The organism is Citrobacter sp. Cpo142 (assembly GCF_030332425.1).
Classification (GTDB): Bacteria; Pseudomonadota; Gammaproteobacteria; order Enterobacterales; family Enterobacteriaceae; genus Citrobacter; species Citrobacter portucalensis.
Window position 1 is genome coordinate 74,373 of the sequence record NZ_JAOWHW010000094.1, and the last position, 10,643, is coordinate 85,015.

Genomic DNA, 10,643 nt, shown 5'->3' on the forward strand with positions numbered 1-10,643 from the left:
GATCCGACAGAGAGAGCGCATGACAACCTTAAGCTGTAAAGTGACCTCGGTAGAAGCTATCACTGACACCGTATATCGCGTTCGTTTAGTGCCAGACGCGGCGTTTTCCTTTCGTGCTGGCCAGTATTTAATGGTCGTGATGGACGAAAGGGATAAGCGTCCGTTCTCCATGGCATCAACGCCGGACGAGCAAGGATTCATTGAGCTGCACGTTGGCGCCTCTGAGCTAAATCTTTATGCCATGGCCGTGATGGACCGTATTCTGAAAGACCGGGAGATCAAGGTCGACATTCCGCATGGCGAAGCCTGGCTGCGTGATGAAGACGAGCGCCCGCTGATCCTGATTGCCGGTGGTACAGGGTTCTCTTACGTGCGTTCCATTCTGCTTACCGCGCTGGCGCGCAATCCAAATCGCGATATCACCATTTACTGGGGCGGGCGCGAAGAGAAGCATCTCTACGATCTCTCCGAGCTGGAAGCGCTGTCAGTGAATCACCCGAATTTGCGCGTTGAGCCAGTGGTGGAACAGCCTGAAGACGGCTGGCGTGGTCGTACGGGAACCGTGTTAACGGCAGTATTACAGGATTACGGTACCCTGGCGGAGCATGATATCTACATCGCTGGTCGTTTCGAAATGGCCAAAATCGCGCGCGATCTGTTCTGTAATGAACGCAGTGCGCGTGAAGATCGCCTGTTTGGCGACGCTTTCGCGTTCATTTAAGCGCTGTGCGCCGGAGTCCTTCCGGCGCATTCATCACCAACCTTACTTCTTCTAACAGGGTGCAAGCCCGATCTCGTTGTTTCTCTTTTTTACCACGTTTTTTAGTAAACATATTTTTCCTATCTATTAATCACAAAACTTAGCTTTTGTGACAGGTCTCTTTTTGTTTAGTAAACAAAATTGGCAAACTAGACACAATCAAATTGCGAGGCGCAAACGAGGAAAACCATGAGGCTCGGACTGGATATTGGCGGGACTAAAATCGAAGCGGTGGTGATTGATAACGCGGGTGTAATTGTTTACCGCGAGCGATGCGCGACACCAAAGCAGAGTTACGGTGATTTTTTCCAGGCCGTGACGGAGATGATTGCTAAGGCCAGACTGGCCGTTAATCAGCCTTTATCGGTTGGCATTGGGGTGCCTGGCGCGGTGGATAGCGAGGGGTTAATTAAGAACTCCAACATCCTGGTGCTCAATCAACAGGCCTTTGCGCAAGACCTTGAGCGAGCGTTAGGAATGCCCGTGCCTGTTACTAATGATGCCAACTGCTTTACCTTGTCGGAAGCGATGGACGGTAGCGGACACGGGCATAGCGTGGTATTTGGCGTGATCCTCGGTACCGGTTGCGGCGGTGGACTATGCATCGATAACCGCTTGATCTCTGGACCTAACGCCTGCGCAGGAGAGTGGGGGCATAATGCATTGCCGCGCTACCACGAATCTCAGGACGGGGCTGGAGTGACATGCTATTGCGGACAGTTGAACTGTATTGAGAGCTTTATTTCCGGCAGCGGTCTGGAACGCCAGTACCTGAATCACACCGCGCAGCATGTGGGTGTGCCACAAATTATGCAACAGGTAGAATCGGGTGATGCGGATGCCTGCTTTGTATGGAAACGCTATTGCGATCAACTGGCGCGTGCGTTGGCGGGCGTGGTGAATACGCTCGATCCCGATGTTATCGTGCTAGGGGGCGGGGTATCCAATATCGATTTACTGTATTCGGGTTTGCAGGCGCGAGTGGCGCAGTACGTATTTGGTAAGCAGTGCCGCACACCGATCGTTCGGGCCCGTCACGGCGACAGCAGCGGTGTACGTGGTGCGGCCTGGCTGGGGGCGCAACAAGCCATAGTAGAATCAATGAGAGTGAAATGACGAAACCTGTACGTATCAGAGATATTGCCGAAGCTTGTGGTGTTTCAGTTGGCGCAGTTTCCCGCGCCCTAAAAGGGCAGCCGGGGCTACGTGAAGACACCCGGCTGCGCATTATTTCTGTGGCGCAGCAGCAGGGTTATGATTTTTCCCGTCTGCGTACTGACAAGATCAAACGCGTCCTTTTTTTGCTTCACCGCCAGCACAATATCAGCCGGGCATTGCCGTTTTATTCTCAACTACTGCTGGGGATAGAAGATAACTGTCGTGACCATGGTATTGCGCTGAGCTTTCTCTCCATTGGTCCAGGCGATGCAGTGAGTGAGCAGGTGCTGCTGCACCAGCCTGATGCACTGATCTGTGCCGGATTTTTTGAGCCTGAATTACTTGGCTTGCTGCAACAGATGAAGCTGCCGTTGGTGCTGGTGGATCTCTGGGCGCCGGGCCTGCCTTGCGTGAACCCGGATAACACTCAGGGTGGGTATCTGGCCACGCAACATTTGATTGCACAAGGTCGCAGCCGTATTGCTTTTCTTGCCAGCACGCTTGCGCACTACAGCATCCGTCAGCGCGAGAAGGGCTACCGTCAGGCATTGTATGAGGCCCGTTTGCTGATGCCGCCAGAGTATGAAGCCGTTGCGCCGCCGCTGTTGGATACCGATCAATCTCTGGTTGAGGCGGTAAATGAGCTACTCAGATTGCCGGAGCCGCCCGATGCTATTTTTGCCTATAACGATGCGGCAGCGCTGGTTGTTCAACGGGTGTGCGCACAGCAGGGGATACGCATCCCGGAAGATCTCGCGCTGGTGGGGTTTGATGATATCGATGCTGCGGCCTGGTCACATCCACCACTCACTACTATTGCGGTTGATAAACAACAATTGGGGCGTGAAGCGCTGCGTTTATTGCTGGAAGAAAATCAGGAAGAGAATCTGCTGTTGCCGGTGCAGTTAGTGGTGCGAGGTAGTTCAGGGAAATAAAAAAACCCGCCCCTGACAGGCGGGAAGAACGGCAACTAAATTGTTATACAATGGCATTTGTGTTGTAGGCCGGATAAGACGCATCAGCGTAGCCATCCGGCATAGTCGCCGGGGGCGCTTCGCTTGCCCGGCCTACAATAAGTCACATGCTTTGATTAAACTCGCTCAAATACCGTCGCGATGCCCTGGCCTAACCCGATACACATCGTCGCCAGGCCAAACTGTACGTCTTTGCGTTCCATCAGATTGAGCAAGGTGGTGCTGATACGCGCCCCGGAGCAACCCAGCGGATGACCCAAAGCGATCGCCCCGCCGTTGAGGTTGATCTTCTCATCGATCTGCTCCATCAGCCCCAGATCTTTAATGCACGGCAGGATCTGAGCGGCAAAGGCTTCGTTCATCTCAAACAAACCGATATCGCTGGTGGAGAGTCCCGCTTTTTTCAGCGCCAGTTTTGAGGCCGGAACCGGACCATAACCCATAATTGACGGGTCACAGCCAACAACAGCCATCGAACGGATTCGGGCACGCGGCGTCAGACCCAGCTCACGGGCGCGGCTTTCGCTCATGACCAGCATCGCTGCTGCGCCGTCGGAGAGCGCGGAGGAGGTACCGGCAGTGACCGTTCCGCTAACCGGATCGAACGCCGGGCGCAGGGTGGAGAGCGCTTCAACGGTTGTCTCTGGGCGGATAACCTCATCGTAGTTAAACTGCTTCAGCACGCCGTCGGCATCATGGCCACCGGTCGGGATGATTTCGTTTTTAAATGCGCCAGACTGTGTTGCAGCCCAGGCACGAGCATGTGAACGTGCGGCGAAAGCGTCCTGCATTTCACGGCTGATGCCGTGCATGCGAGAGAGCATTTCCGCAGTCAGACCCATCATTCCCGCGGCTTTTGCCACGTTGCGGCTCATGCCCGGATGGAAATCAACGCCGTGACTCATTGGCACATGGCCCATATGTTCCACGCCGCCAATCAGGCACGCCTGAGCATCGCCGGTCATGATCATACGTGCCGCGTCGTGCAGCGCCTGCATTGATGAACCGCACAAGCGGTTGACCGTGATGGCCGGAACGGAGTGCGGAACTTCCGCCAGCAGCGCGGCGTTACGGGCGATGTTGAAACCCTGCTCCAGCGTTTGCTGCACGCAGCCCCAGTAAATATCATCAAGCGCGGATGGCTCCAGCGCAGGATTTCGCGCCAGCAGGCTACGCATTAAGTGTGCGGAGAGATCTTCTGCCCGCACATTACGAAACGCGCCCCCTTTCGAACGGCCCATCGGGGTACGGATCGCATCAACAATTACAACCTGTTCCATTGTGACTCCTTAAGCCGTTTTCAGGCTGCCAACCGGGCGGGCAGGCTCAACCTGGGGATAATACGGTTCGTTATGGCGCGCCTTATCACGCAGACCAGCCGGAACTTCATACAGTGCTCCGAGGTGCTGATACTGCTGGGCCATATCGAGATACTTCGCGCTGCCGAGCGTATCCAACCAGCGGAACGCGCCACCATGGAACGGAGGGAAGCCCAGGCCATAAACCAGCGCCATATCGGCTTCTGCCGGGCTGGCGATAATGCCTTCTTCCAGACAACGCACCACTTCGTTGACCATTGGGATCATCATGCGGGCGATAATCTCTTCATCGCTGAAGTCGCGTTTCGGCTGGCTGACTTCTGCCAGCAGATCGTCAACGGTGGCATCCTCTTCTTTCTTCGGCTTGCCCTTGTTGTCTTCTTTATAACGCCAGAATCCAAGACCGTTTTTCTGTCCGAAACGGTTCGCATCAAACAGGGCGTCTATCGCGTCGCGATAATCTTTCTGCATACGCTGAGGGAAGCCTGCGGACATCACTGCCTGCGCGTGATGCGCGGTATCAATTCCCACCACGTCCAGCAGATAAGCCGGGCCCATCGGCCAGCCAAACTGTTTTTCCATGACTTTGTCGATTTTGCGGAAATCCGCCCCATCGCGCAGCAGCTGGCTGAAACCGGCAAAATACGGGAACAGCACGCGGTTCACGAAGAAACCAGGGCAGTCGTTGACCACAATTGGTGTTTTGCCCATCTGGCTTGCCCACGCGACAACTTTGGCGATGGTTTCATCCGAGCTTTTCTCGCCGCGAATGATCTCAACCAGTGGCATGCGGTGTACTGGGTTAAAGAAGTGCATTCCACAGAAGTTTTCCGGGCGCTTGAGCGCGCTGGCCAGCTCGTTGATTGGGATGGTAGAGGTATTCGACGCCAGTACGGTGCCCGGGCGTACCTGATCTTCGGTTTCCGCCAGTACCGCTTTTTTCACTTTCGGGTTTTCCACGACCGCTTCAACCACCACGTCCACACGCTCAAAACCGCTATAGTCGAGGGTTGGATGAATAGTGGAAATCACGCCCGCCATTTTCAGACCGTCAATTTTGCCGCGCTCAAGCTGTTTGTTCAGCAGCTTGGCCGCTTCGGTCATGCCCAGCGTTAATGATTTGTCGTTGATATCTTTCATGACAACCGGCACGCCTTTCCAGGCTGACTGGTAAGCGATGCCGCCGCCCATAATGCCCGCGCCCAGCACCGCGGCTTGCTTCGGTGCTTCAATATTTTTGGTGAGCTTTTTGGCTTTGGCTTTCACGAACTGATCGTTAAGGAAGATCCCTACCAGCGCGCGGGCTTCACTGGTGTGCGCCAGTGGAACAAAGCTTTTATTTTCCAGATTCAGCGCTTCTTCACGACCAAAACGGGCTGCTGCTTCAATGGTTTTTACCGCGGTAATCGGTGCGGGGTAATGTTTACCAGCCGTCTGCGCTACCATGCCTTTAGCGATGGTAAAGCTCATCGCCGCTTCAATTTTGCTGAGTTTCAACGGCTCCAGTTTCGGCTGACGTTTGGCTTTCCAGTCGAGGTCGCCGTTAATCGCCTGACGTAATACCGCGATCGCGCCATCAAGCAGTTTGTCTTGCTTCACTACGCCATCGACCAGGCCGATTTTTAGCGCCTGCTCAGCACCAACATCCTTACCTGTCGCAATAATTTCCAGCGCGCTGTCCGCACCCAGCATACGTGGCATACGCACGGAGCCGCCAAAGCCCGGCATAATGCCCAGCTTGGTTTCCGGCAGGCCAATGCGCAGGTCCGGCGTTGCCAGACGATAATCGGTTGCCAGAACACACTCGCAGCCGCCACCCAGCGCGTAGCCGTTTACCGCTGACAGGGTCGGAACAGGCAGATCTTCGAGGCGATTAAAGACGCTGTTGGCAAAATGCAGCCACTGGCTCAGTTGTTCTTCAGGCACGAGGAACAGTGAAAGGAATTCGGTGATATCGGCACCAACAATAAAGGCTGCTTTGTTAGAACGCAGCAGCAGCCCTTTTAAATTCGGTTGTTTTTCCAGCACATCAAGCGCATGGCCCAGGCTGGCAACGGTGGCCGTGTCGAGTTTATTGACCGAACCAGGGGCATCGAACACCAGTTCGGCGATGCCATCTTCCAGCCAGTCGAGGTACAGGGTGTCGCCTTTGTAAAGCATGTCAGTCTCCTGAATCCGCAAGGTGATCTGGTCATACCAGATGAATCGAAGTGTGTGTTTTATGTTAATAAAATGCAAATGAATGATTAAAGAAATGACGATTCGATCACGCTCGGCAGAAATCACGCACTCACAAAGCGATGTGCTAAGATGCGGAGACTTGAGGTCAAAAAACAGAAGGATAGAAAATGGAATCGCTGGCCGCACTCTATAAAAATCATATCGTTACCTTACAGGAACGGACGCGCGACGCGCTGGAGCGCTTCAAGCTGGATGCGTTACTTATTCACTCAGGCGAACTTGTTAACGTCTTTCTCGACGATCATCCGTACCCGTTTAAGGTCAATCCGCAATTCAAAGCCTGGGTGCCTGTCACGCAGGTTCCTAACTGCTGGCTGCTGGTGGATGGCGTAAACAAGCCGAAACTATGGTTCTACTTGCCGGTTGATTACTGGCACAACGTTGAGCCGCTGCCTACTTCCTTCTGGACGGAAGAAATTGAGATCATCGCGCTGCCGAAAGCAGATGGTATCGGTAGCCAACTGCCTGCTGCTCGCGGCAATATCGGTTACATCGGCCCGGTTCCTGAACGTGCACTGCAACTGGACATCGCGGCCAGCAACATCAACCCGAAAGGGGTGATCGACTACCTGCATTATTACCGTGCTTATAAAACTGATTACGAACTGGCCTGTATGCGCGAAGCGCAGAAAATGGCGGTAAATGGACACCGTGCCGCAGAAGAAGCGTTCCGTTCCGGAATGAGCGAGTTTGACATCAACCTCGCTTACCTGACTGCCACCGGTCACCGCGACACCGACGTGCCATACAGCAACATCGTGGCGCTTAACGAGCATGCTTCGGTGCTTCATTACACCAAGCTGGATCATCAGGCACCGTCTGAAATCCGCAGCTTCCTGCTCGACGCTGGTGCGGAATACAACGGTTATGCGGCAGATCTGACGCGTACCTGGTCGGCGAAAAGCGACAATGACTATGCGCATCTGGTGAAAGACGTTAACGACGAAGAGCTGGCGCTGATTGCCACCATGAAAGCAGGCACCAGCTACGTGGATTATCACATTCAGTTCCATCAGCGCATCGCGAAGCTGCTGCGTAAGCATCAAATCATCACTGATATGAGTGAAGAGGCGATGGTGGAAAACGATCTTACCGGGCCGTTTATGCCGCACGGTATTGGCCACCCGCTGGGTCTGCAGGTGCATGATGTCGCAGGCTTTATGCAGGATGACAGCGGTACTCATCTGGCCGCGCCGTCGAAGTATCCTTACCTGCGTTGCACCCGCGTACTGCAACCAGGCATGGTTCTGACCATCGAACCGGGCATCTACTTCATTGAATCTCTGCTGGCGCCGTGGCGTGAAGGACAGTTCAGCAAGCACTTCAACTGGCAGAAAATTGAAGCCCTGAAACCGTTCGGCGGTATTCGTATTGAAGACAACGTGGTGGTCCACGAGAACAATATCGAAAACATGACGCGGGATTTGAAACTGGCGTAATGGACAGTTGGTTAATCCCTGCGGCGCCGGTCAGCGTCGTTGAAGAGATCAAAAAAAGCCGCTTCATTACGCTGCTCGCCCATACGGACGGCGTAGAAGCGGCAAAGGCGTTTGTTGAGTCAGTCAAAGCGGAACACCCTGACGCCCGCCACCATTGTGTGGCGTGGGTGGCGGGTGCGCCCAATGACTCGCAGCAGCTAGGATTTTCAGACGATGGCGAACCGGCGGGTACGGCAGGTAAACCGATGCTCGCGCAGCTGATGGGGAGCGGTGTCGGCGAGATTACCGCTGTAGTCGTGCGCTACTACGGCGGTATCCTTCTCGGTACTGGAGGGTTGGTAAAAGCCTACGGTGGCGGTGTGAATCAGGCGTTGCGCCAGTTAACGACACAGCGCAAGACGCCATTAACCGAATATACTTTGCAGTGTGAGTACGGTCAGCTGGCAGGCATTGAAGCCTTGCTGGGGCAGTTTGACGGTAAAGTCGTTGCCAGTGATTACCAGGCTTTTGTTCGGCTCAGGGTGGCGCTTCCTTTTGCCAGAGTGGATGAGTTTTCGGCAAAACTGGCGGATTTTAGTCGTGGTTCATTGCAATTGTTAGCGATTGAAGAATAATCCCCACCTCATTTTAAAGAACTAAGGAAGCGGCAGAGATGCATTTTCGCGCCATCACCCGAATCGTTGGACTACTGGTCATCTTATTCTCGGGGACAATGATTATCCCTGGACTGGTAGCGCTCATCTACCGCGATGGGGCAGGGCGTGCATTCACCCAAACTTTCTTCGTTGCTCTGGCGATCGGCTCCATGCTGTGGTGGCCAAACCGTAAAGAGAAGGGCGAGCTGAAATCGCGTGAAGGATTTCTGATTGTCGTTTTGTTCTGGACCGTTCTGGGCAGCGTGGGTGCGCTACCGTTCATCTTTGCGGAAAGCCCTAACCTGACAATAACCGACGCTTTTTTTGAATCCTTTTCCGGATTGACCACTACAGGTGCGACGACGCTGGTGGGGCTGGATTCATTGCCACACGCGATTCTCTTTTATCGCCAGATGCTGCAATGGTTTGGCGGGATGGGGATCATCGTGTTGGCGGTGGCTATCCTGCCTATTCTTGGCGTGGGTGGGATGCAGCTCTATCGGGCAGAAATGCCGGGGCCGCTGAAAGATAATAAGATGCGCCCGCGTATTGCCGAAACGGCGAAAACGCTGTGGCTTATCTATGTATTACTGACGGTGGCGTGCGCGCTGGCGCTATGGTTTGCCGGGATGCCCGCGTTTGATGCCATTGGGCACAGTTTTGCCACGATCGCCATCGGTGGTTTTTCCACACACGATGCCAGCGTGGGGTATTTCGACAGCCCCACAATTAACACCATCATTGCTATCTTCTTGCTGATCTCCGGTTGTAACTATGGTCTGCACTTCTCTTTATTAAGTGGGCGTAGCCTGAAGGTTTACTGGCGCGATCCGGAATTCCGCATGTTTATCGGCGTGCAGTTGACGCTGGTGGCAGTCTGTACGTTGGTGCTGTGGATACACAATACCTATGGCTCGGCGCTCACGACGATCAACCAGGCCTTTTTCCAGGTGGTATCGATGGCGACGACAGCCGGGTTTACCACGGATAGTATTGCCCGCTGGCCGCTGTTCCTGCCAGTGCTGTTGCTGTGTTCTGCTTTTATCGGCGGCTGTGCCGGGTCGACGGGTGGTGGTCTGAAGGTGATTCGTATCCTGCTGCTGTTTAAGCAGGGTAACCGCGAATTGAAACGACTGGTCCATCCGAATGCGGTTTACAGTATCAAACTGGGTAACCGTGCGTTGCCGGAGCGAATCCTTGAAGCAGTGTGGGGATTCTTCTCTGCCTATGCGTTGGTCTTTATTATCAGTATGCTGGCGATTATTGCGACCGGTGTTGATGACTTCTCCGCGTTTGCCTCCGTTGTGGCAACGTTGAATAACCTGGGGCCTGGACTGGGGGTTGTTGCCGACAACTTTGCCAGTATGAACCCTGTGGCGAAGTGGATCCTGATAGCCAATATGCTGTTTGGTCGTCTGGAGGTCTTTACTCTGCTGGTGCTCTTTACCCCTACCTTCTGGCGTGAATAATGGAGTAACACGTGAAAACACTGATTCTTTTTTCTTCCCGGGACGGACAAACGCGTGAAATCGCTGAATATCTGGCTTCTGAACTCAAAGAGCTGGGCGTTTGGGCAGATGTTGTTAATTTGCATCGTACCGCGGAGCCGGACTGGCAAAATTATGACAGCGTGGTGATTGGCGCCTCTATTCGCTATGGTCATTACCATGCTGCTTTTCAGGAGTTTGTGAAAAAGCATGCCACACGGCTGAATTCGATGCCGAGTGCGTTCTACTCCGTAAACCTCGTTGCCCGTAAACCGGAGAAACGTACGCCGCAAACCAACAGCTATGCGCGTAAGTTTCTGATGAGTTCACCGTGGCGACCAGACCACAGTGCAGTCATTGCGGGTGCTTTGCTGTATCCCCGCTATCGCTGGTATGACCGCGTTATGATCCAACTGATAATGAAGATGTCAGGCGGTGAAACGGATACGAATAAAGAAGTGGTGTATACCGATTGGGAACAGGTTGCGAGATTCGCGCGGGAAATTGCCCAATTAACCAACAAAGCGTTGTTAAAATAAGCGCAAAGAATAAAAAATACGCACTCGGAAGATTATTTTAAATTTCCCCTTGTCAGCCTGAAATAACTCCCTATAATGCGCCTCCACTGAC

The 10,643-nt window shown here is 53.8% G+C and carries 9 protein-coding genes; 7 read left to right on the top strand and 2 right to left on the bottom strand.

Annotation, left to right across the window (positions count from 1 at the left end):
- Positions 1-19 precede the first annotated feature (19 nt).
- The 3 genes from fre to OGY18_RS05085 all read left to right on the top strand — a co-directional run bounded on the left by fre (position 20) and on the right by OGY18_RS05085 (position 2,853).
- Positions 20-721: an NAD(P)H-flavin reductase gene (gene fre / locus OGY18_RS05075; RefSeq protein ID WP_003828903.1), complete on the top strand. Its 702-nt coding sequence runs from the start codon at positions 20-22 to the stop codon at positions 719-721.
- 228 nt (positions 722-949) lie between these two features.
- Positions 950-1,876, top strand: a complete 927-nt coding sequence (locus OGY18_RS05080) for an ROK family protein (protein ID WP_149282090.1) — start codon at positions 950-952, stop codon at positions 1,874-1,876.
- Entirely contained in the window at positions 1,873-2,853 is a 981-nt protein-coding gene (locus tag OGY18_RS05085; RefSeq protein WP_191221983.1) for a LacI family DNA-binding transcriptional regulator, read from the top strand. Before OGY18_RS05080 ends, OGY18_RS05085 begins: the two co-directional genes overlap by 4 nt.
- A gap of 155 nt (positions 2,854-3,008) precedes the next feature.
- On the opposite strand, the gene fadA is transcribed toward OGY18_RS05085, so the two are convergent.
- The gene (fadA, locus tag OGY18_RS05090) at positions 3,009-4,172 is read right to left on the bottom strand and encodes an acetyl-CoA C-acyltransferase FadA (protein ID WP_286552093.1); all 1,164 of its coding nucleotides are present in this window, start codon (positions 4,170-4,172) and stop codon (positions 3,009-3,011) included.
- 9 nt (positions 4,173-4,181) lie between these two features.
- Positions 4,182-6,371: a fatty acid oxidation complex subunit alpha FadB gene (gene fadB, locus OGY18_RS05095; protein WP_148362620.1), complete on the bottom strand. Its 2,190-nt coding sequence runs from the start codon at positions 6,369-6,371 to the stop codon at positions 4,182-4,184.
- A 188-nt stretch (positions 6,372-6,559) separates the two neighbouring features.
- Between fadB and pepQ the strand changes: the two genes are divergently transcribed.
- The 4 genes from pepQ to hemG are packed head-to-tail and all read left to right on the top strand — an operon-like array spanning position 6,560 to position 10,552.
- On the top strand, positions 6,560-7,891 hold the full coding sequence (gene pepQ, locus OGY18_RS05100) for a Xaa-Pro dipeptidase (RefSeq protein ID WP_032950648.1): 1,332 nt from the start codon (positions 6,560-6,562) through the stop codon (positions 7,889-7,891).
- Entirely contained in the window at positions 7,891-8,505 is a 615-nt protein-coding gene (locus tag OGY18_RS05105) for an IMPACT family protein (protein WP_003828888.1), read from the top strand. The genes pepQ and OGY18_RS05105 overlap by 1 nt, the downstream gene beginning before the upstream one ends.
- A 38-nt stretch (positions 8,506-8,543) precedes the next feature.
- Positions 8,544-9,995, top strand: a complete 1,452-nt coding sequence (gene trkH, locus OGY18_RS05110; RefSeq protein ID WP_003017848.1) for a Trk system potassium transporter TrkH — start codon at positions 8,544-8,546, stop codon at positions 9,993-9,995.
- An 11-nt stretch (positions 9,996-10,006) separates the two neighbouring features.
- Entirely contained in the window at positions 10,007-10,552 is a 546-nt protein-coding gene (gene hemG / locus OGY18_RS05115; RefSeq protein WP_032945724.1) for a menaquinone-dependent protoporphyrinogen IX dehydrogenase, read from the top strand.
- Positions 10,553-10,643: the final 91 nt, after the last annotated feature.

Excerpts from the sequence above, each read along its gene's own strand:
- fre (WP_003828903.1), top strand. The coding sequence starts at position 20 with ATGACAACCTTAAGCTGTAAAGTGACCTCGGTAGAAGCTATCACTGAC.
- OGY18_RS05080 (WP_149282090.1), top strand. The coding sequence starts at position 950 with ATGAGGCTCGGACTGGATATTGGCGGGACTAAAATCGAAGCGGTGGTG.
- OGY18_RS05085 (WP_191221983.1), top strand. The coding sequence starts at position 1,873 with ATGACGAAACCTGTACGTATCAGAGATATTGCCGAAGCTTGTGGTGTT.
- fadA (WP_286552093.1), bottom strand. The coding sequence starts at position 4,172 with ATGGAACAGGTTGTAATTGTTGATGCGATCCGTACCCCGATGGGCCGT.
- fadB (WP_148362620.1), bottom strand. The coding sequence starts at position 6,371 with ATGCTTTACAAAGGCGACACCCTGTACCTCGACTGGCTGGAAGATGGC.
- pepQ (WP_032950648.1), top strand. The coding sequence starts at position 6,560 with ATGGAATCGCTGGCCGCACTCTATAAAAATCATATCGTTACCTTACAG.
- OGY18_RS05105 (WP_003828888.1), top strand. The coding sequence starts at position 7,891 with ATGGACAGTTGGTTAATCCCTGCGGCGCCGGTCAGCGTCGTTGAAGAG.
- trkH (WP_003017848.1), top strand. The coding sequence starts at position 8,544 with ATGCATTTTCGCGCCATCACCCGAATCGTTGGACTACTGGTCATCTTA.